The sequence below is a fragment of the Streptacidiphilus jiangxiensis genome, assembly GCF_900109465.1.
Taxonomy (GTDB): Bacteria; Actinomycetota; Actinomycetes; order Streptomycetales; family Streptomycetaceae; genus Streptacidiphilus; species Streptacidiphilus jiangxiensis.
In genome coordinates this window covers 31,947-51,332 of sequence record NZ_FOAZ01000013.1, presented here as the reverse complement: position 1 = coordinate 51,332, position 19,386 = coordinate 31,947, and the positions used below count along the sequence as shown (strand labels likewise).

The 19,386-nt window shown below is 71.4% G+C and carries 17 protein-coding genes; 12 read left to right on the top strand and 5 right to left on the bottom strand.

The annotated features are described in order from the left end of the window. Window positions 1–24 precede the first annotated feature (24 nt). On the bottom strand, window positions 25–789 hold the full coding sequence (locus BMY61_RS23955; protein WP_042444099.1) for an SDR family NAD(P)-dependent oxidoreductase: 765 nt from the start codon (window positions 787–789) through the stop codon (window positions 25–27). A gap of 154 nt (window positions 790–943) precedes the next feature. Between BMY61_RS23955 and BMY61_RS23950 the strand changes: the two genes are divergently transcribed. From BMY61_RS23950 to BMY61_RS23915, 8 genes are all read left to right on the top strand, one after another. Continuing rightward, window positions 944–2,119 carry a thiolase family protein gene (locus tag BMY61_RS23950; protein WP_042444097.1) on the top strand — a complete coding sequence of 392 codons (1,176 nt, stop codon included), beginning with the start codon at window positions 944–946 and terminating at the stop codon, window positions 2,117–2,119. Between the two features lie 63 nt (window positions 2,120–2,182). Continuing rightward, complete coding sequence (locus BMY61_RS23945) at window positions 2,183–2,947, top strand: crotonase/enoyl-CoA hydratase family protein (protein ID WP_042444095.1); 765 nt, start codon at window positions 2,183–2,185, stop codon at window positions 2,945–2,947. A 16-nt stretch (window positions 2,948–2,963) separates the two neighbouring features. After that, a complete protein-coding gene (locus tag BMY61_RS23940; protein ID WP_042444093.1) occupies window positions 2,964–4,667 on the top strand; it encodes a class I adenylate-forming enzyme family protein in 1,704 nt (567 codons plus the stop codon). A 157-nt stretch (window positions 4,668–4,824) separates the two neighbouring features. Next, window positions 4,825–5,961, top strand: coding sequence for an ROK family transcriptional regulator (locus BMY61_RS23935; RefSeq protein WP_042444091.1), 1,137 nt, complete (start codon window positions 4,825–4,827; stop codon window positions 5,959–5,961). A gap of 182 nt (window positions 5,962–6,143) precedes the next feature. Next, window positions 6,144–7,412, top strand: a complete 1,269-nt coding sequence (locus BMY61_RS23930) for an ABC transporter substrate-binding protein (RefSeq protein ID WP_042444089.1) — start codon at window positions 6,144–6,146, stop codon at window positions 7,410–7,412. 2 nt (window positions 7,413–7,414) lie between these two features. Beyond that, entirely contained in the window at window positions 7,415–8,389 is a 975-nt protein-coding gene (locus BMY61_RS23925; protein WP_201777540.1) for a carbohydrate ABC transporter permease, read from the top strand. Next, window positions 8,382–9,254 (top strand): carbohydrate ABC transporter permease, encoded by an 873-nt coding sequence (locus BMY61_RS23920; RefSeq protein ID WP_042444087.1) that lies wholly within the window; start codon window positions 8,382–8,384, stop codon window positions 9,252–9,254. The genes BMY61_RS23925 and BMY61_RS23920 overlap by 8 nt, the downstream gene beginning before the upstream one ends. 46 nt (window positions 9,255–9,300) lie before the next feature. Continuing rightward, complete coding sequence (locus BMY61_RS23915) at window positions 9,301–10,482, top strand: Gfo/Idh/MocA family protein (protein ID WP_042444373.1); 1,182 nt, start codon at window positions 9,301–9,303, stop codon at window positions 10,480–10,482. A gap of 43 nt (window positions 10,483–10,525) precedes the next feature. Here BMY61_RS23915 and BMY61_RS23910 read toward each other — a convergent pair whose 3' ends face one another. The 4 genes from BMY61_RS23910 to BMY61_RS23895 are packed head-to-tail and all read right to left on the bottom strand — an operon-like array spanning window position 10,526 to window position 16,020. Continuing rightward, the gene (locus BMY61_RS23910) at window positions 10,526–11,962 is read right to left on the bottom strand and encodes an MFS transporter (RefSeq protein WP_042444085.1); all 1,437 of its coding nucleotides are present in this window, start codon (window positions 11,960–11,962) and stop codon (window positions 10,526–10,528) included. Next, window positions 11,959–13,215 carry a M20 metallopeptidase family protein gene (locus BMY61_RS23905; RefSeq protein ID WP_201777539.1) on the bottom strand — a complete coding sequence of 419 codons (1,257 nt, stop codon included), beginning with the start codon at window positions 13,213–13,215 and terminating at the stop codon, window positions 11,959–11,961. The genes BMY61_RS23910 and BMY61_RS23905 overlap by 4 nt, the downstream gene beginning before the upstream one ends. Before the next feature lie 60 nt (window positions 13,216–13,275). Beyond that, window positions 13,276–14,457, bottom strand: coding sequence for an acyl-CoA dehydrogenase family protein (locus BMY61_RS23900; protein ID WP_042444083.1), 1,182 nt, complete (start codon window positions 14,455–14,457; stop codon window positions 13,276–13,278). A gap of 27 nt (window positions 14,458–14,484) precedes the next feature. Beyond that, on the bottom strand, window positions 14,485–16,020 hold the full coding sequence (locus BMY61_RS23895; RefSeq protein WP_042444082.1) for an AMP-binding protein: 1,536 nt from the start codon (window positions 16,018–16,020) through the stop codon (window positions 14,485–14,487). Window positions 16,021–16,171: 151 nt separating this feature from the next. On the opposite strand from BMY61_RS23895, the gene BMY61_RS23890 reads away from it, so the two are divergent. The 4 genes from BMY61_RS23890 (at window position 16,172) to BMY61_RS23875 (ending at window position 19,373) form a co-directional block, all read left to right on the top strand. Next, a complete protein-coding gene (locus BMY61_RS23890; RefSeq protein ID WP_042444080.1) occupies window positions 16,172–16,768 on the top strand; it encodes a TetR/AcrR family transcriptional regulator in 597 nt (198 codons plus the stop codon). Window positions 16,769–17,068: 300 nt separating this feature from the next. Then, complete coding sequence (locus BMY61_RS23885) at window positions 17,069–17,617, top strand: hypothetical protein (RefSeq protein ID WP_042444078.1); 549 nt, start codon at window positions 17,069–17,071, stop codon at window positions 17,615–17,617. Between the two features lie 112 nt (window positions 17,618–17,729). Next, window positions 17,730–18,626, top strand: coding sequence for a YwqG family protein (locus tag BMY61_RS23880; protein ID WP_042444076.1), 897 nt, complete (start codon window positions 17,730–17,732; stop codon window positions 18,624–18,626). A 108-nt stretch (window positions 18,627–18,734) separates the two neighbouring features. Further along, on the top strand, window positions 18,735–19,373 hold the full coding sequence (locus BMY61_RS23875; RefSeq protein WP_082014823.1) for a class I SAM-dependent methyltransferase: 639 nt from the start codon (window positions 18,735–18,737) through the stop codon (window positions 19,371–19,373). Window positions 19,374–19,386: the final 13 nt, after the last annotated feature.

Genomic DNA, 19,386 nt, shown 5'->3' with positions numbered 1-19,386 from the left:
CTTTCGACGTGGTTGCCACTGGCTCTACTTGGGGGACATCCGGATGGCGCCGTCCAGGCGGATGGTCTCGCCGTTGAGCATCGGGTTCTCGACGATGGCGAGCGCCAGGTGGGCGTACTCGGTCGGGTCGCCGAGGCGCGAGGGGTGCGGCACCTGGGCGCCGAGGGCGTCCAGGAACTCCTGCGGCTTGCGGTTCAGCAGCGGGGTGGAGAACAGGCCCGGGGCGATGGTCATCACGCGGATCTTGGCGGCGGCCAGGTCGCGGGCGATCGGCAGGGTCATCCCGACGATGCCGGCCTTGGAGGCCGAGTAGGCGCACTGGCCGATCTGGCCCTCGTAGGCGGCGGCGGAGGCGGTGTTGATGATGACGCCGCGCTCGCCGTCGACCTCCTCGGTCCTCGCCATCTCGGCGGCCGCGAGGCGCAGCACGTTGAAGGTGCCAACCAGGTTGACGCCGATGACGAACTCGAAGTCCTCCAGTGCGTAGGGCGTTCCGTCGCGCCCGACGGTGCGGCCGCCCTTGCCGAGACCGGCGCAGTTGACCGCGATGCGCAGCGGCGCCTGCGCGGCCGCGGTGGCCACGGCGCGCGCGGCGTCGTCGGCGCTGCGCACGTCTCCGGCGACGAAGTGCGCTCGCTCGCCGAGCTCCTTGGCGACCGCCTCGCCGTTCGAGGTGGGCAGGTCCAGGACGACGACGTGCGCGCCGCGCTCGACCAGCCGGGTCGCGGTGGCCAGACCCAGGCCCGAGGCGCCACCGGTGACGACGGCGGAGACTCCGCTGATCTGCATGGGTGCCGCTCCTTTGTGAAGTTCTGCAACAGTTAGTGTGGCTTCACTTTTGCGCGCCTGTGCTGCTCTGTCAATGGTGAATGGGCCCTGGACAGCAAGGTTAGCTTGACTTAACTTATTGCTGCCCTGGCCCTACTGCTCCAAGGAGCACCCCATGCGTGACGCAGTCATCGTCGACGCCGTCCGGACCCCGATCGGAAAGCGCGGCGGTTCCCTCTCCGGCATCCACCCGGTGGATCTCTCCGCCCACGTCCTGACGGCGCTGGCCGAGCGCAACGACCTGGACCCGGCCACCGTCGACGACGTGGTCTGGGGGACGGTCTCGCAGGTCGGCGAGCAGGCCGGCGTCGTCGGCCGGTACGCGGTGCTGGCCGCCGGATGGCCTGAGTCGGTGCCGGGTGTGTCGGTCAACCGGGCCTGCGGCTCCTCCCAGCAGTCCGTGCACTTCGCGGCCGGGTTGGTCACCGCGGGCCAGTACGACATCGCGATCGCGGGTGGCGTCGAGTCGATGACCCGGGTGCCGATGGGCGCGTCCCGCAGCGTCCCCGGTGCCGGAGAGGCCTACGGCCCGACCGTGCTCGGCCGGTACTTCCCCGACGGGACGGGCACGTTCGACCAGGGCATCGGCGCCGAGCTGATCGCCGAACGGTACGGTCTGACCCGCACCCAGTTGGACCAGCACGCCCTGGACTCGCACGAGCGCGCCGCCCGCGCCATCGACGAGGGCCGCTTCACCGCCCAGATCACCCCGGTCACCGTCACCCGCGAGGACGGCAGCGCCCACGTCTTCGACACCGACGAGGGTGTCCGGCGCGGGTCGACCCTGGAGAAGCTCGGCTCCCTGAAGACCCCCTTCAAGCAGGACGGCCTGGTCAGTGCCGGGAACTCCTCGCAGATCTCCGACGGCGCCGCCGCCCTGCTGATCACCACTCCCGAGATCGCACGGCAGAACGGCTGGACCCCGATCGTCCGGGTCCACACCGCGGTCCTCGCCGGCTGCGACCCGGTCACCATGGCGCTCGGCCCGGCACCGGCCACCGCCAAGGCCCTCAAGCGGTCCGGCCTGTCGATCGGCGACATCGGCGCGTTCGAGATCAACGAAGCCTTCGCCCCGGTCACGCTCGCCTGGCTCAAGGAGACCGGCGCCGACTACGAGCGGATGAACCCGCTCGGTGGCGCGATGGCCCTCGGCCACCCGCTCGGCGGCTCCGGTGCCCGGCTGATGACGACCCTGGTCCACCACATGCGTGACAACGGCATCCGCTACGGGCTGCAGGCGATGTGCGAGGCGGGCGGCATGGCCAACGCCACCATCCTCGAACTGCTCTGACCGCACCAGAAGCTCTGCCCGCACCAACTGACCACCCGCTCACGTGAGATCGAAGAGGTACCCATGTCGGATCCGGTTCTGACGTCGTTCGAGGACGGCGTCGCCGTCATCACCATCAACCGCCCCGAGGCGCGCAACGCCGTCAACCGCGCCGTGGCCGAGGCGGTCGCCGCCGCCGTCGACGAGCTGGACGCCCGGGACGACCTCGTCGTCGGCGTGATCACCGGCGCGGGCGGCTCGTTCTGCGCCGGCGCGGACCTCAAGGCGCTGGCGGCGGGCGAGCGTTCGGGCATCCCGGGCCGGGGCTTCTGCGGCGTCACCGAGACCCCGCCGGTCAAGCCGCTGATCGCCGCGGTCGAGGGCTACGCCCTGGGCGGCGGCAGCGAGCTGGCGCTCGCCTGCGACTTGATCGTCGCCGCCGAGAGTGCGGTCTTCGGCCTGCCGGAGACCAAGCGCGGGCTGGTCGCCGCCGGTGGCGGCCTGGTCCGACTGCCCCGGCGCATTCCCTACGCGGTGGCCATGCAGTACGCCCTGACCGGCGACTTCATGCCTGCCCGGCGCGCGTACGAGCTCGGCATGGTCAACGAACTCACCTCAACGGGCGAGGCGTTGGACGGCGCGCTCGCGCTCGCGCGGCAGATCGCCGCCAACGGCCCGCTGGCGGTGCGGGTCAGCAAGGCGATCCTCGCCTCGTCCGGCGACTGGCCGGCCGAGGAGGTGTGGGCCCGCAACACCGCCGCCTGCGCCGAGGTCTTCGCCTCACCGGACGCCAAGGAGGGCGCCCTCGCGTTCGCCGAGAAGCGTGCCCCCCGCTGGAGCAGCAACTGACCAGGGAGTTCCGACCATGAGCACCGCCTGGCCCAAGGGCCTGCCGCGCAGCCTCGACTATCCGGCGGGCACGGTCGCCGACCTGCTCGCCGGCAGCGCGCACCGCTATTCCGACCGCATCGCGCTGATCGACGGTGCGGAGCAGCTCACCTACTCCGAGCTGTACGACCGTGCCCTGCGGGTCGCGCAGGGGCTCAGGGAGAGGGGAGTGCGCCCCGGCGAGGCCGTCGCCGTCCACCTGCCCAACTCACTCTGGTTCACCGTCTCCTACTACGGCGTCCTGTTCGCCGGTGCGGTTGTGGTGCCGGTCAACCCGACGCAGCCACCGTCGGCGGTCCGGCAACAACTCCAGGACTCCGGCGCCGTCGCCGCCGTCACCCACCCGGCGGTCGCGGCGCAGTTGGTCGCGGCCGTGGCCGACCTGCCTGCGGTGCGCCTGGCGGTGGTGGCCCCGACCACCGAGGCGGCGCCCGGCCCCTCACTCCGGGAGGTGCCGCGGTTCCCCGGCTCCGCGGTCTCCCTCGCGGAACTCCTGGAGTCCGAGCCGATGCCCCCGGCGGAGCTGGACGGTGATTCCGTCGCGCACCTGGCCTTCACCGGCGGCACCACCGGCGTGCCGAAAGCTGTGCGGGTGCTGCACCGCAACCTCATCACCAACGTGCTGCAGGTCGCCTGCTGGCGCAGCGCCGCCACCCCGCACGCCGACCCCGAGGGCCGGATCCACCTGCGCCCCGTGCCCGAGGCCGTCACCGAGCACCACATCCCGGTCGGCGGCGCCACCGGCATCTCGGTCTCGCCGCTGTTCCACGGCATGGGCATGGTGACCCAGTCCTGCTTCGCCGCCGTCGGCGTCACCGTGGTGGTGTTCGGCCGGTTCGACCCGGTCCGCTACCTGGACGCGGTCGAGCGCCACCGGGTCCACGCCATCAACGGGGCGCCCGCCCTGTGCCACGCCCTGCTGGCGGTCCCCGGCGTCCGCGAGCGCGACCTGTCCTGCGTCCGTCTGGTCACCACGGGCTCGGCGCCGATCAGTCCGGCGGTGCTCGACGAGCTGCGCGAGATCCTGCCCAACGCCGTCATCAGCGACGGCTACGGGCTGACCGAGGCCACCATGGGCGTGGCGATCAGCCCGCTGGACAGCGCGCAGCCCCGTCCGCCGGGCAGCACCGGACTGCCGATCTTCGACACCGAGATCGAGATCCGTTCGGTCGACGGCGCGGCTCCCGTGCCGAGCGGCGCGCAGGGGGAGGTGTGGGTGCGCGGGCCGCAGACGACCGGCGGCTACCACGGCCACCCGGAGCTCACCGCGGGGCAGTACGCCGACGGCTGGCTGCGCACCGGCGACCTCGGCACGGTCGACGAGGAGGGCTGGCTCTCCCTGGTGGGCCGAGCCAAGGACATGCTCATCTACAAGGGCTACAACGTCTATCCGGGCCCGCTGGAGAACATCCTGCGCGCCCACCCCGCGGTGGCCCAGGCCTCGGTCGTCGGCCGGCCGGACGCGGACGCGGGAGAGGTCCCGGTCGCGTTCGTCGTCCTCAAGTCCGAGGCCGGCGCGGCCACCTCGGCCCTGGCACAGGAGCTGATGTCCTACGTCGCCGAACGGGTCGCGCCCTACCAGCGCATCAGGGCTGTGGAGTTCCTGGACGCGTTCCCGCTCTCACCGGCCGGAAAGGTCCTCAAGACCGAACTGCGGAGGCGGCTGACGGACGACAGCTGAGCCCGATCGGTGGTGCGCCGCCGAACAGGACCGGGCGCCGGCGCTCCTCGCGCCACTCGCGGAACGTCATCGGTGGGCCTCGCGGTGCCGAGCTGCGTTTAGGATCAACAGTCGCGGCCGGGAGCGGCGCGAGCCGGGCGAGGCAGCGGGAGGGTTCGTGGCACGGGAGAGCGGTGACGCGAGTTTCCTGCGCCGGTTGAACCAGGTGGCGATCCTGCGCGCCCTGCACGAGACCGAGAGCGCCACGATGGCCGAGCTGGCCCGGTCGGCACAGGTCTCCCGGGCCACCGCCGAGGCGGTCATGGAGACGCTGCTGCGGGAGGGGCAGGCCGAGGAGTTCGCGGCCGGCGCGGCGGAAGGGCTGCGCGGCCGCCCTGCCCGGCGGTTCGCCTTCCGGGCGGGGGTGGGTCACGTCGCGGGCGTGGGGATCGGCGCGGCGCACCTGACCGTGATGGTCTCCGATCTGCGCGGGCGGGTCACGGCCCGCGGCAGCGTCGGCGTTCCTCGGGACCTTCCGGCGGCGGATCGGTTGGACGCGGTGGCGCGGCTGGTCGCCGAGGCCTGTGCGGAGGCCGGGATCGGTCTCGGGCAGCTGACCGTGGTCGGTGTCGGCACCACCGGGGTGATCGACGGCGAGGGCCGGGTGGTCAAGAGCGTGGTGCTGGCCGACTGGACCGGGGTGGCGCTCCAGGCCGAGCTGGCCCGGCGGCTGGCGGTGCCGGTGCTGGTCGAGAACGACATGCGGCTGGCGGTGCTGGCGGAGCACTGGCTCGGCGCCGCGCGTGGCCGGTCGGAGGTGCTCTACCTGCACACCGGCAGTCGGATCGGGCTCGGGCTGCTGCTCGGCGGCGTCCCGTACCGGGGCTCGAACGCGGCGGCGGGCGAGCTGGGCGGGCACCCCGACGGCAAGTGGCGGGCGTTCCAGCACGTCATGGAGTACGCGCTGGCCGTCGACCCGGGGGAGCTGCGGGCTCCCGCGCAGGCGGCGCTCTTCGCCCTCACCCGGGCCGAGCAGGGCGACGCGGAGGCGGCGCGGGCTCTCGGGGCCTTGGCGAAGGACCTGGCCGAGGCCCTGGTCACGCTGGTGACGCCGCTCGATCCGGAGCTGGTGGTGATCGGCGGCGTGCTGGCCCAGGCGGGGGAGTGGATCACCGGGCCGGTCGGCGACCACCTGAGCGCGGTCTGCCTCTATCCGCCGGAGGTCGTGGTCTCGGAGCTCGGCGCGGACGCCGTCTGCCTCGGTGCGGTCCGACACGGGCTCAACGAGGCCGAACGGCGGCTCTTCGCGTCCTGAGACGCTCGACCGCTTGCGTACTTTCGTCAATAACTTTGATATTAACCAGGCGGTAGGGTCACGAAAATGTCTCGACGAGGTCTCGGCTGCGCACTCTTGCTCAATTAACGCTAGTTCTCAGCATAAATGCTCGGCTACTGTCCCGGTCACGCCCTCACCGCAACGACCGATGGGACCGAACCATGGGATCGAAGATCACCAGAACCGTGCCGGCGCTGCTCTGCGCCGCCGTGCTCGTGGCCGCCGCCTCCGGCTGCTCGTCGGCCGGCGCGGGATCCGGCAGCGACGCCAACGGTCCGGTCACCCTCACCTACGGCATCTGGGACCCCAACCAGAAGCCCGCGATGCAGCAGATCGCCCACGCCTTCGAGAAGCTGCACCCGAACATCACCGTCGACGTCGAGCTGACGCCGAACGCGGACTACTGGACCAAGCTGCAGACGGAGGCCGCCTCCGGCACCGCCCCGGACGTCTTCTGGATGAGCACCACCCGGATCGGTCTCTACGCCGGCCAGGGCCAACTGCTGCCGCTCTCGGACGAGTCGGGCTTCGACAACAAGCCCTTCCCGGCCTCGCTGAACTCGATCTACACCGTCGGCGGCAAGCAGTACGGCATGCCGAAGGACTTCGACACCATCGGGCTCTGGTACAACAAGAAGCTCTTCGACGCCGCCGGGGTGAAGTACCCCACGGCCTCCTGGACCTGGCAGGACGTCATCGACGCCTCCCAGAAGCTGACCAGTCCGGCCAAGGGTGTCTGGGGCATCGCCTCTCCTGACTGGACCCAGGAGAACCTGTACAACGACATCTACCAGGCGGGCGGAAACGTCATCTCCGCCGACAAGAAGTCCGCCGGCTTCGGCGATGCCAAGACCCTCGCCGGGCTCCAGTACGCCCTGGACTTCATCACCAAGTACAAGACCTCGCCCACCGCCCAGCAGATGACCGACACGGACCCCTCCCAGCTGTTCGCCTCCGGCAAGGTGGCCATGTTCACCGACGGCGACTGGGACACGCTGACCTACAAGAACGCACCGGGTCTCGACGCCGACGTCGCGCCGCTGCCCGCCGGGCCCGCCGGCCGGGCCACCGTGATCAACGGCCTGGCGAACGTCATCTACGCCAAGACCCCGCATGCCGCCGCTGCCTGGCAGTTCGTCAAGTTCCTCGGCAGCGAGCAGGCCAACCGGATCCAGGCGGCCAGCGGCGCGGTCATCCCGGCCTACCAGGGCCTCTCCGACGGCTGGGTGAAGGCCGTCCCCCAGTTCCACCTGCAGACCTTCGTCGACGAGCTGAAGTACGCGGTGCCGTACCCGGTCTCGGCGAACAGCGGCCCCTGGATCACCGACAACCAGGCCCTGCTCGACCAGATCTGGGGCGGCAAGCTCAGCCTGAGCGCGGGCGCGCAGCAGCTGACCTCCACGATGAACGCCGACCTGGCGAAGGGGTGACCGTGGCCCTCGCCAAAGCACCCTCCGCCCCCGCCGCCGTTCCCGCGGCTGCGGCCACGGGGCCTCGCCGCAGGCTCGGCGTGCGGGTGGGCGAGCAGAACGGGCACCCGCGCGAATGGATCTGGGGCTACCTGATGATCCTGCCGCTGGTCGCCGGGCTCGCCTGCTTCTATCTCTGGCCCATCGCCCAGTCCTGCTACTACAGCTTCACCACCTGGGGCGTCTTCGGCGGTCAGCAGTGGGTCGGCCTTGCCAACTACCGTGCCTTCCTGAGCGATCCGCAGCTGCCCAAGGCGGCCTGGAACACGGTGCTCTACTCGCTGCTGATGCTGCTGGCGATCCCGTTCTCGATCGTCCTCGCGGCTCTGCTCAACCAACTGCGGGGCCGGCATGTCGGGCTCTACCGGACGCTCTACTTCCTGCCGGTGGTCAGCATGCCCGCCGCGGTGGCCATGGTCTGGCGTTGGCTCTACAACGGCGACTACGGCCTGATCAACTACCTGCTGTCGCTGGTGGGCGTCCACGGCCCGCACTGGGTCTCGGACCCCAGGTTCACCGTGTACGCGATGGCCGTGGTCGGCATCTGGTCCAGCCTCGGCTACAACATGATCATTTTCTCGGCGGGTCTCAAGGGCATCCCGCGCCACTACTACGAGGCGGCGGAGCTCGACGGCGCGGGCCGGGTCCGACAGTTCTTCTCCATCACGCTGCCGCTGCTCAGTCCGAGCATCTTCTTCGTCTCGGTGCTCACCGTCATCGGCGGGCTGCAGATGTTCGACACCGTGCTGATGATGCTCGGCCGGGCCAACCCGGCCCTGGCCGGCAGCAAGACCATCGCCTACCTCTTCTACGAGGACGTCTTCCTCGACAACCGGCAGGGGATGGGCTGTGCGATCGCGGTCGTGCTGATGGCGGTGCTGCTGGTGCTCACCGCCGTCCAGTTCCGACTGCAGAAGAAGTGGGTGCACTATGAGTAGTCCGCAGATCAGCGGGCAGCGGCTGGGTGGGCGGCGGCTCGGCGGGCAACGGCTCGGTGGGCAGCGGCTCTGGCCGGTCCACGTCGTCCTGGCGATCGGCGCGGCGGCCATGATCGCCCCGTTCTTCTGGCAGCTGCTGACCTCGCTGCAGTCGCCCGCCCAGGCGACCAGCGTGCCACCGGACTTCGTTCCCGGCTGGCGCTGGTCCAACTACTCCGAGGTGTTCACCAGCATGCCGTTCCTGCGGCAGTTCCTGAACACCGTGCTGATCACCGTGGTCCGGGTCGCGGCGCAACTGCTCTTCTGCTCGATGGCCGCCTACGCCTTCGCCCGGCTGCGGTTCCCCGGACGCAACACGATCTTCGTGCTGCTGCTCGCCGTGCTGATGGTGCCCAGCCAGGTCTACCTGCTGCCGCAGTACCAGATCCTGATGCACCTCGGCCTGCTCAACACCCTCACCGGCATCGTGCTGCCCGGCCTCTTCAGCGCCTTCGGGACCTTCATGCTGCGGCAGTTCTTCCTCTCGCTCCCGTTGGACGTGGAGGAGGCGGCCCGGCTCGACGGCGCGGGACCGGTGCGGATCTTCTGGTCGGTGATGCTGCCCCTGGCCAGGCCCGGACTGATCTCGCTCGGCGTGCTGACCGTGCTCTGGTCCTGGAACGACCTGCTCTGGCCGCTGGTGGTCGCCAACGACGCCAACCAGATGCCGCTCTCGGTCGGCCTGGCCACGCTGCAGGGCGAGCACAGCACCGACTACCCCGTGCTGATGGCCGGCTCGCTGCTGGCCAGCCTGCCGATGATCCTGCTGTTCATCATGGCGCAGCGCCGCATCACCGAAGGCATCGCCTTCACCGGCTCCAAGTGACACCCCGTCCGGAGCGGCACCCCTTCGTGAAAGGAACTCTGTGACCGTGGAAGACGTGCGCCTCGGCGTCATCGGTCTGGGCCTGCGCATCTCCCTGCCCGCCGCCGCCCACCGTCCCGGTCGCGGCACCGTGGTCGCGGCCGTCTGCGACAACGACCCCGCGGCGCTGCGCCGCGGCCTGGAGCGGTTCGACTCGCTGAAGCCGCAGGACGCGGTGACCGACCACCGGGAGCTGCTCACCCGCGACGACCTGGACGCGGTCCTGGTGGTGACCCCGGACGACACCCACGAGCGGATCGCCGTCGACTGCCTGCGCGCGGGCAAGCCCGTCTATCTCGAAAAGCCTATGCACATCACGGTGGAGGGCTGCGACGCCATCCTGCGGGCCGCGTACGAGACGGGGACCCGCCTCTACGTCGGCCACAACATGCGGCACATGGGTGTGGTCCGGCAGATGCGGGAGGTGATCGCGCGCGGCGACATCGGGGAGCCGAAGACCGTCTGGGTGCGGCACTTCGTCTCCTACGGCGGTGACTTCTACTTCAAGGACTGGCACGCCGACCGCCGTCGCACCACCGGCCTGCTGCTGCAGAAGGCCGCCCACGACCTCGACGTGGTGCACTGGCTGGCCGGCGGCTACACCGAACGCGTCAACGCCTTCGGCTCGTTGATGCTCCACGGCGACCTGCCGCGCCGGGAGCCCGGGACGCCGCGTCCGGACAACTGGCTCAAGGAGTACGAGTGGCCGCCGACCGCCCGGACCGGCCTGCACCACCACATCGACGTCGAGGACGTCTCGGTGATGAACATGAGGCTCGACAACGGCGTCATTGCCGCCTACCAGCAGTGTCACTTCAGTCCCGACTACTTCCGCAACTACACCGTGATCGGCACGGAGGGACGCTTGGAGAACTTCGGTGACGAGGCCGGCGCGGAGGTCCGGGTCTGGAACACCGGACCTTCGCGCTACCGGCCCGACTGCGACATCTCCTACCTGGTGCCCGACGTCTCCGGCACGCACGGCGGCAGCGACGTCGCCATCATGGAGGAGTTCGCCCGCTTCGTCCGCGAGGGCGGCCCGACGGACACCTCTCCGGTCGCGGCGCGGATGAGCGTGGCCGCCGGCTACATGGCGACGATGTCCCTGCGCGACGGAGGCAGGCCGTACGACATTCCGCCGCTGGACCCGGACCTGGTCGCCTATTTCGCGGGTGCGCAGCAGCGGTAGGGCCGTCGGGCCCTCTGCGGGGGGCGCCTCGGTGCTGCATCGATCACGGCCTGTCCCTTCGCACGGGAGGGCGGTGGCGTGGCAGCAGCAGCGAGGCGGCCAGGCCCAGCGCGGCGATGCCGAGGCTGATGGCCCAGGCGGTCAGGTAGGCGTGCGTTCCACCACCGTGGGCCGCGAGGACGGACGCGGTGCCCGCGGAGCCGACGGCGGCGGAGAGGCTGACCAGGAGCTCGAACAGCCCTTCGCTTGCCGCGGTCTCCTCGGCCCGCACGTGGTCGACCACGAGGATGCGGGACGCGCCCGAGATCAAGCCCATCCCGGCGCCGGTGACGGCGAGGGTGAGGGCGAAGTCGGCCGCGCTCGAGTGCCGCAGGAGAAGCCCCGCGGTGCCCAGAACAAGGAGGACGGATCCGAGGACGGTCACGTTGCGGTAGCCGAGGATGCGTCCGAGTCTGCTGGTGACGGCGCTGAAGAGGGTCATCCCGCAGAACGCCGGCAGCAGCACCAGGCCCACGGCGGAGGCGGGCAGGCCGAGTCCGTCGTGGGACGTGAGGTAGGTCGAGAACGACACCTGCCCGCCGAGGACGATGTAGTGGACACCGCAGCCGACCGCGAAGACCGGCAGCAACTGCGGGCGCAGTAGTCGCCGCACGTCGATCAGCGGTGCGGGGGCGCGCAGTTGGCTCGCACCCCAGCCGGCGAGCAGGAGCGCGCCCGCACCGAAGCAGAGAAGCGTCGCGGGTGAGCTCCAGCCCCAGGTCGCGCCCTCGTGCAGGGCCAGCACCGGCAGGACCAGGCCGGAGGACAGCAGCACGACACCGGTCCAGTCGATGCGGTCGGTGCCGCAGGAAGCCGCGGGACCCGACGCGGCGCTTTGGCCGCGCGGGCCGGTCCACAGCAGGCCGAGCCCCACCAGCGTGCCGACGGCCGGCGTCCACAGCACGGCGCCGCTGCCGGTGGTACGCAGCAGCGCGGACGCGCAGGCGCTGCCGAGAAGCAGCCCGAGCATCAGCGCCGCGGACAGGTGGGCGATGGCCCGCCGGGTCTGCCCGATCCCGTGTCGGTGGCGGACGAAGCCGAACATCAGCGGCAGGAAGCCGGCGAGGCAGCCCTGCAGGACTCGCCCGGTCACCAGCAGCGGGTAGTCGGGGGCCGTCGCGATGAGGACCGCGCCGACGGCCACCACGGCCACCGTCGCGCGAAGCAGCCGTAGGTGTCCGTGCCGGTCCCCGAGGGCGGTGAGCAGCGGGGTGGCGACCGCCGCCGCCAGGGCCGGACCGGTGACGGTCCAGGCCAGCGCGGTGACGCCGACGTGGAACTGCCCGCCGACGGTGTGCAGGAGCGGAACGAAGTAGCTCTGCTGGAAGCCGCTGAACAGCTCGACGAAGAGCAGGACCGCAAGGCTCCGGCGCAGCTCCCGTGCGTCGGAGGTGCCGGGGCGGGAGCGCGCCCCGGCCAGCGGGAGGGGCGTGGCGCTCATCCGACGGTGGTCCGGTCGCCGTCGGCGGGGGCGAGGGCGAGGGCGAGGGCGAGGCGGCGAAGGGTCAGTTCGGTCAGCAGGGCGGCGCCGTCGGGCAGGACGGAGTCGTCGAAGACGGCCTGGGGTGAGTGGTTGTAGGGCGCGGTGGCGAAGTCGCCCCCGGGCGGACAGGCGCCGAGCATGAGATAGGTGCCGGGTACCTCGTCGAGCACGAAGGCCATGTCCTCCGCGCCCGGGGTGGGCGCGGAGGCGTCGAGGTAGCGCCGGGGGCCGAAGAGGTCGGTGACGGTGCGTGCGGCCAGGGCCGTCTCGGCCGGGTCGTTGACCAGGGCCGGGTAGCCGTCCTGGTAGTCGACCTCCGCCGTGAGCCCGTGCGCGGCGGCGATGCCGGTGAGCAGCCTGCGGGTGCCCTCGCGCATCCGGTCGCGTGCGGCCGTCGAGTAGGTGCGCACGGTCGCCTCGAACCCCGCGTGGTCGGGGATGACGTTGCGCTTGGTCCCGCCCCGGATGACGCCGACGCCCAGCACGACCGGGTCGTGGATGTCGAAGCTGCGGGTGACGAAGGTCTGCAGAGCGGTCACCATCTCGCACAGCGCCGGGATCGGGTCGGCGGCCTTGTGCGGGGCGGAGCCGTGCCCGCCCTTGCCCCGCACGGTCACCGTCAGCCCGTCGGAGGCGGCCGCCGCGGTTCCGGGGCGACTGGCGAAGACCCCGAACGGGAGTCGGTTCGATGCCACGTGCAGGGCGTAGGCCGCGGCGGGCTTCTCGCCGGAGGCGTGCAGCAGGCCCTCCGCCAGCATCGGAACGGCGCCGCCGCCGTCCGTGCCCTCCTCGTCGGGCTGGAACATGAACACCACCGACCCGGCCAGGTCCGCCCGCCGCTCGGCCAGCAGCCGGGCCGCGCCCACGAGCATCGCCGTGTGGAGGTCGTGGCCGCAGGCGTGCATCACGCCCGGGACGCGGGAGGCGTAGGGCAGGCCGCTGTCCTCGGTGAGCGGCAGGGCGTCCATGTCGGCACGGAGCAGCACGGTCGGCCCTGGTCGGGCGCCGCGCAGCACGGCGGTGACGGAGGAGAGCGCCGATCCGGTGGTGATCTCCAGCGGCATTCCGGCGAGGGCGTCCAGCACGCGCTGCTGGGTGAGGGGCAGGTGGCGGCCGAGTTCCGGCTCGGCGTGGAGCTCCCGGCGCAGAGCGGTCAGCTCGGGCGCCAGTGTGCGGGCGTGGTCCCGGACCGACAGGACGGGGGCGGACATCACAGGCACTCCTTCGGGTGGGGGTGGGGTGTGCTCAGCTGCGCCTGCTGCGCGCGGTCGTCACGTCGCCTGTCGGAGCAGCAGCTTGGCGATGCCGTTCTTCTGGATCTCCGAGGTGCCGGTCAGCACCCGGAACATGCGCACCTTGCGGAAGAGGAACTCGACCTCGTTGCCCTGGGTCAGGCCTTCCTTGCCGTGGATCTGCACGGCCTCGTCGAGGATCTCGAAGGCGGCCTCGGCGACGTTCAGCTTGCACATGAACGCCTCCAGCCGGGGCACCGTGCCGGTGTCCAGTGCGGCGAGCGCCGCGTAGGTCATGGCACGCGCCGCGTAGTAGGAGGTGGCCATGTCGGCCAGCTTGTGCTGGACGGACTGCAGTTCGGCCAGGGGCGCGCCGCCGACGATCCGGGTGCGGGCCCGCTCGAGCGTGAGCTCCAGGGCGCGACGGGCCAGGCCGAGCACGCTCGGACAGTGCAGCAACCGGTTGACGTTGACCCGGCCCAGCCCGAGGAGCAGTCCGTCGCCCTCACCTCCGAGCAGGTTGGCGGCCGGGACACGGCAGTCGGTCAGCACGATGTCGCTCTCGATGTGCTCGCCCGACATCGGCGTCGCACCGTCCAGCACCTCGCAGCCGGGGGCGTCGAGGTCGACGAGGAACGCCGAGAAGGTCTTCTCCGTCCCGTCCATGCGGGCGATGACGATGGCGAAGTCGGCGACCGGCCCGGCGCTGGAGAACACCTTGTGCCCGGTCAGCCGGTAGGCGTCGCCGTCGCGCACGGCGACCGTCCGCATGGCGCGGACGTCGGAGCCGGCGTCGGTCTCGGTGAGGGAGAAGCAGCAGGCGCGTTCGCCGCGCACCACCGGCAGGAAGTACCGCTCCAGTTGGTGCGGAGTGGCGGCGGCCAGGATGTCGCCGACGCGCAGCGGGCCGCCCATCTCGCCCAGCACGCTGTGCGCGAGGACCCGGCCGCTCGCGGCGAGCTCCTCCTTCAGGGCGGCGAGTTGGGTGTAGGTCAGGCCCTGCCCGCCGAGCTCGGTGGGCAGGTGGATGCCGTAGAAGCCCAGCTCGCGGCTGCGGCGCCAGACCGGTTCCAGCAGGGCGCGGGTGATCGGGGTCTCCGGGGTGACGTCGTGCGCGCGCTCGTAGTCGGCCAGTTCACCGTCGAGGTAGGTGCGGAGCTTGCCCACCAGGTCGGCCAGGAGCGGATCGTGGGCGTAGTCGGGGCGCAGCGAGAAGAGCATGGGACGGCCTTTCGACGGGGGGTCTGGTCAGTTGACGCGGCGGGCGACGCCGGCCCAGTACGACTCGCGGACGGCCTTGCGGTCGAGCTTGCCGTTGCGGTTGTGGGGGAGTGCGGGGAGGAAGTCGACGGCGCGGGGCTTCTTGAAGCGGTCGAGCCGCTCGGCGCAGAACGCGATGAGTTCGTCGGCGTCCGCCTGCGTTCCGGCGCGCAGGACGACGACGGCCTGGACGGCCTCGCCCCAGCGCTCGTCCGGGACGCCGACCACGCAGGACTCCTGCACGGCGGGGTGCTCGTCGAGGGCGGCCTCCACCTCGGTGGAGTAGATGTTGAAGCCGCCGGAGATGATCATGTCCTTCTTGCGGTCGACGATGAACAGGTAGCCGTCCTCCCGCATCCAGGCCAGGTCGCCGGTGTGCACCCAGCCCTCCTCGAAGGTCTCGGCGCTGAGTTCCGGCTCGCGCCAGTAGGCGGTGACGCAGTCCTGGCCGCGCACGACGATCTCGCCGATCTCGCGCGGTGCGACCTCGCCTCCCTGCTCGTCGACGACGCGGATCTCGGTGTCGTAGCCGGCCCGTCCGCAGGACTGCAGCAGCTCCGGGTCCTCCGCGACGCCGCGGGCGATCTCGGCGGCGGTGAGTCCCGCGACGACGGAGGTGGTCTCGGCGAGCCCGTAGCCCTGGCCGACCACCGGCCCGAAGGCGGCGACCGCCTCGCGCAGCCGTTGCGGGGAGATCGGCGCGCCGCCGACGCGGAGATCCCGGAGGGTGGAGGTGTCGTACCGGCCGAGCGCCGGGTGCGCCAGCACGGTCGCGAGCATGGCCGGGACGAGGAACGTGGCGTCGATCCGCTCCCGCTCCACGGTGGCGAGGAACGCCTCCGGCTCCCAGGTGGGCAGGACATGGATGGTCGTGCCGGCGAAGACGCAGGCCAGCAGCGGCATGCCGGTGGCGTGAGTGATCGGCCCGCAGGCCAGGTAGCGCGAGCCCGCGTGCGGGCGTGGCTCGGTCATCAGTTGCTTGCGCAGGTTCGCGAGCCGGTTGCCGAAGGTCTGCACGGCCGCCTTGAGCGCGCCGGTCGATCCGGACGTGAAGTTGAGGACGCACGGGCCGTCCTCGCCGACCTCCACCCGCACCGGCGCCGTGCCGCCCTCGGCGAGCAGCGTGGCGAAGCCGGACTCGAACTCCACCGGCAGGCAGTCCACGCCGGACGCGTCGATCGCCGCCAGCGCGTCCGCACGATGGGCGGCGTCGAACAGCAGCGCCTTGACCGGCGCGTATCCCAGCAGGTGCGTGATCTCGGCCCGGCCCAGGCGGGCGTTGATCGGGGCCCGCATCAACCCGGCCTTGTAGAGCGCGAACTCGACCACGATCAGCTCACCGCGGTTCCACGCCAGGCTCGCCACCGCGTCACCCCCGCCCAGCCCGCGGGCCAGCAGCGCGGCGGCAAGCCGGTTCGCGTCCTCCTCCAACTGTCGGAAGGTCCAGCTCCGTTCGCCACAGACCACGGCCGGCCGGTCGGGCCAGTAACGAGCGCTACGGGTCAGGTACACACCGAGGTTCACGACACACCATCCGAAACCGGGAGCCGGATGGGGCTCCCTAGAAACACGACTCAGAGACCAGTTCCAGACAGAGTGTCCAGTAACGTATTTGCTGTCAAGAGTCGGCTAGGCTGTCATCCGACACGAGAACGTCCGAATACGGAGGGTGACGTTGGCCGAGGACAGGCGCACACGACGGACCAGGCGCTCGCTGCGTGACGGGCTGGTCGCGCTCGTCCTGGAGCGCGGCTACGCAGGCCTGACCGTGGAGGACATCACCGAGCGTGCCGATGTCGCGCGGGCCACCTTCTACAGCCACTACCGCGACAAGGACGACCTGTTCACCAGGGTCACCACCGAGCTGCTCCAGGAACTCGACGAGCGGATGCACCCGCTCGCCGAGGAGACCGAGATCGGCTTCACGGGCAAGCCGCTCCTGGAGCTGTTCCGCCACGCCGAGCAGGAACGCGACCTGTACCGCGTCATCCTGCGCGGCGAGGGCGACGGCAAGGCCCTGCGCACCTTCCACGACGAGTCCGTGCGTCGGGTCGCCGAGGTCTTCACGGCGCGCGCCGCGCACACGGGCGCCGAACCCCGGCTCCCTGCCGAGCTGCTCGCCCGCGCCTGGGTCGGCGAACAGCTCGCCGTCCTGCACTGGTGGCTCGAACAGGACCCCGCGCCCATGCCGGCCGAGGAGGCCACCCGGATGCTGCTGGACCTCGCGGTCCACGGTCGCTTCTGGGCCAGCGGCTACGACGCCTCGACCTGACCCTCCCGCTGCCTGCCCGAGGGCACCTCACCCCGGAAGACCTCACCCCGGAAGACCTCACCCGGGCAGACCTTCCGCGTACACGCTCCATGCGAGGGCCACCGGGATCTGGCGGGCGCCGGGTGGCCCGTCCGGGTGGAAAGAGTCGATCGCCGTCCCACAGAGCCGGGGTGGCGCCCCGGTCGGCGACAGACTGGGAGCAGAGTTCCCACGCCCACCCCTTGGAGGCGCTGCGTGATGCCCGCGAGCCCTGGTACCCCCGGCTTGGTCGCCCCTCGTCCCGCGCGGGCGGGCAGGGCGGTGGCCGCTGCCCTGCTGTGCGGCGCGGGCCTGGCCGTCGCGAACGCCCCGGTGGCGCACGCCCAGAACGCGGGTCAGGTCTGCATGTTCAGCGCGCCGTCGGGCGCTGACGGCCTGGGGCACATCGGTTGGGGATTCCGCCGCGACGACGGCACCTGGCGGTTCGGTTCCACCGACAACCCGGGCGGTGCCTGGTCCGTCCCGCCCAGCTCCGACCCCGCCGTCACCGGCAGCTGGACCCGGGACGGCGGCTGGGATCAGATGCTCGCCGCGTTCCGGAGCGGGGAGTCCGGCCACGGTGCGGGTTTCTACACCCGCTACCGGTGCGACACCACGCCGGACGACAATTCGGGCGGCGCCGCCCAGCAAGCGGCCGATGAGGCGACCAACGGCTACAGCCTGCCGACCAACAACTGCCTGACCAAGGCCGTCGACATCTTCAAGGCCTACAGCACCCGGCTGGCGAACCTTCCCGATCCGGCCTGGCAGGTGCCCAACCAGTACTTCACCGTGCTCCCCACAGGCTGGAGCAGCACCACCAGCCTCTGACGTCGAGGGCGCGCCCCCAAGGCCGGCCGGTGTGTCAGCGGAGTGATCTAGGCTGCCGTCTGCCAGCCGAGACGATCAGCGTAGTTGTTGAACCGCTGTCAGGAGTGCCGTCATGACCCGCACTACCCCGCCGCGCCCCCTTGATGTCGGGGCGCGGTTCCCCGCACTCGCGCCGCTCGCCCGGAACGCCACCCGGCTGCACCCGCGGCGCGGGACGCCGACAGTCGAGCAGAGCTCCATCGGCGGCCCGGTGCTGTGGCCGGCGGGTGAGTCCTGGCCGGTGTGCCCGGAAGCCTCGCACCAGACCGTGTGGGGGCGGGAGGTGGCCGGGCCGGTGCCGCTGGTGCCGGTGCTGCAGCTGTTCGTGCGGGACGTGCCGGCACTGCCGCACCCGGCCGGAGCCGACCTGCTGCAGGTGCTGTGGTGCCCGGTGGAGGAGTTCCACGCGCTGGACCGCCCGCTCCTGCTGTGGCGAGACTCGACCGCGCTCGGCCCCCTGCTCGAACTCCCGCCCGCGCTGCACCCGGACGCGGACGACAACGTGGTGCCGCACCCGTGTGTGCTCGACCCCGAGCCGGTCACCGACTACCCCTACGCGGACGCCCCGGAGGAGCTGCGCGCGCAGCTCTTCGCCCACGACGAGCATTTTGTCGAGGATGAGCAGGGGTGGAGCATGTGGGACCTGCTGATCGTCCGCGGCTGCAAGGTCGGTGGCTTCCCCTCCTGGACGCAGGACCCGGACTGGCCCATCTGCGGGCGCTGCGGAGGCGAGACCGAACACCTGGTCACGCTCACCGGCTGGGAAGGCGACCGGAACTGGATACCGCGCGAGGAGTGGGCCCTCAACGGCTACGCGGGCGGAATCGAACGCGCCGCCGACCAGGGGCCCGAGGCGCGGGCCAACCGCGACCCGCTGGAGGTCAGCTTCGGCGACAACGGCGGCTTCTACGTCTTCGCCTGCACCGCCTGCCAGGAGATGCCGCTGGACTTTCGCAGCGACTGCCACTGAAGGGCGGGAATCCACTGGTGACCGGCGCCGTGGTCCACACGACCGCCACGACGGCCTCGTCACCGTCCGCCGCACCATGATCGTGTCACGAGCTCCTAGGATGCGGACATGGACAAGGTCACACCGCCGCGCGCGGGCGGCATGCCGATGACCGCGCGGCCGACCCGCTGGCAGGAGGCGGGGGCGAGCGGGAACTTCGGCAAGCGGTTCGCTGAGCTCATCGCCGCCGGCAAGGATGTCGACGGCGAGGCTCGGCTCGCCGACGCGCTCCTGCCCCGTGGCGCCCGGGTGCTCGACGCCGGCGCGGGCATGGGCCGGGTGGCCGCGGCGCTCGTGCAGCGTGAGCACGACGTGGTCGCGATCGAGCCTGACGGGGCGCTGGTCGAGCAGGCCCGGGAGACGTACCCCGGACTGCCCATCGAGGAGCGGAACATCCTCGATCTCAGTCCGGATGACGGTCCATTCGACCTGGTCGTCTGCGTCGGCAACGTGATCGTTTACCTGGCCGAGGGTACGGAGCGGACGGCGCTGGCGGCGATGCGCGACGTGCTCGGTGAGCGTGGTCGCATCCTGGTCGGCTTCCACCTCCAGGACCCGCCGCCGCACGCCCGCGTCTACACGGCGGCGGAGTTCGAGGCGGACGTGGCCTCCGTCGGCCTGCGCGTCGACCTGCGGGCGGGCAGTTACGAACTGCACCCCGCGAACGACACCTATGGCGTCTGGATCCTGAGCCGCGCCGGAGGGTGAAGAGGGCTCTACT

Bases quoted from the DNA above. Each gene is read 5' to 3' on its own strand.
- BMY61_RS23930 (WP_042444089.1), top strand. From the start codon at position 6,144: ATGGGATCGAAGATCACCAGAACCGTGCCGGCGCTGCTCTGCGCCGCC.
- BMY61_RS23945 (WP_042444095.1), top strand. From the start codon at position 2,183: ATGTCGGATCCGGTTCTGACGTCGTTCGAGGACGGCGTCGCCGTCATC.
- BMY61_RS23920 (WP_042444087.1), top strand. From the start codon at position 8,382: ATGAGTAGTCCGCAGATCAGCGGGCAGCGGCTGGGTGGGCGGCGGCTC.
- BMY61_RS23900 (WP_042444083.1), bottom strand. From the start codon at position 14,457: ATGCTCTTCTCGCTGCGCCCCGACTACGCCCACGATCCGCTCCTGGCC.
- BMY61_RS23875 (WP_082014823.1), top strand. From the start codon at position 18,735: ATGGACAAGGTCACACCGCCGCGCGCGGGCGGCATGCCGATGACCGCG.
- BMY61_RS23910 (WP_042444085.1), bottom strand. From the start codon at position 11,962: ATGAGCGCCACGCCCCTCCCGCTGGCCGGGGCGCGCTCCCGCCCCGGC.
- BMY61_RS23880 (WP_042444076.1), top strand. From the start codon at position 17,730: ATGACCCGCACTACCCCGCCGCGCCCCCTTGATGTCGGGGCGCGGTTC.
- BMY61_RS23955 (WP_042444099.1), bottom strand. From the start codon at position 789: ATGCAGATCAGCGGAGTCTCCGCCGTCGTCACCGGTGGCGCCTCGGGC.
- BMY61_RS23905 (WP_201777539.1), bottom strand. From the start codon at position 13,215: ATGTCCGCCCCCGTCCTGTCGGTCCGGGACCACGCCCGCACACTGGCG.
- BMY61_RS23940 (WP_042444093.1), top strand. From the start codon at position 2,964: ATGAGCACCGCCTGGCCCAAGGGCCTGCCGCGCAGCCTCGACTATCCG.
- BMY61_RS23950 (WP_042444097.1), top strand. From the start codon at position 944: ATGCGTGACGCAGTCATCGTCGACGCCGTCCGGACCCCGATCGGAAAG.